Origin of the sequence: Shewanella intestini, assembly GCF_018221465.1 — a bacterium.
Classification (GTDB): Bacteria; Pseudomonadota; Gammaproteobacteria; order Enterobacterales; family Shewanellaceae; genus Shewanella; species Shewanella intestini.
Genome location: NZ_JAAIKR010000060.1, coordinates 1 through 685 on the forward strand (window position 1 = coordinate 1; position 685 = coordinate 685).

Annotated in this window: 1 protein-coding gene; it reads left to right on the top strand. The window is 43.8% G+C overall.

Annotated features, from left to right (window positions below):
- The coding region (locus G3R48_RS17145; protein ID WP_212593430.1) for a VCBS domain-containing protein at window positions 1–685 on the top strand (685 nt) is incomplete at both ends.

Consider the following 685-nt stretch of genomic DNA (forward strand, 5'->3'; position numbering starts at 1 on the left):
ATTAACTAACGACTCTGACATTGATAACTCACTGTCTGTCATCAGTTTTGAAGTTGAAGGCCAAACCTATCAAGCCGGTAGCAGTGTGACTGTTGAAGGTGGCATCCTCATTATCAATGAAGATGGTTCATATTCATTTACTCCAGATGAAAACTGGAATGGCGTTGTCCCTGTCATCACTTACACCACAAATACTGGCTTAACCGCTACACTGAGTATTGAAGTCACTCCAATTGATGATCCAGCTGATATTACGGTTGATCTAGCCAGCGGTGATAGCGACTCAGGAATGGTTACCGAAGATGGTGCAACCGATGCGGACGGTAATACTGTCGAAGCAGTTTCAGGTACTCTTTCAATTTCAGATGTCGATGACGGTCAAGCAGCATTCCAAGTACAAACTGATGTTGCAGATGGTAATTACGGTTCATTTAGTATTGATGCTGACGGTAACTGGGATTACGTCTTAAACAACGATCATATCGTTGTGCAATCGCTAACTGAAGGCGAAACCTTAACCCGCACTATTACCGTCACAAGTGCTGATGGCACTGCCACTCACAACATCACTATTACTATTGTTGGCGCTAACGATCCGGCTGATATTACAGTTAATTTAGCTAATGGTGACTCAGATAGCGCAACTGTTACCGAAGATGGCGCAAGCGATGTTGATGGCAACACT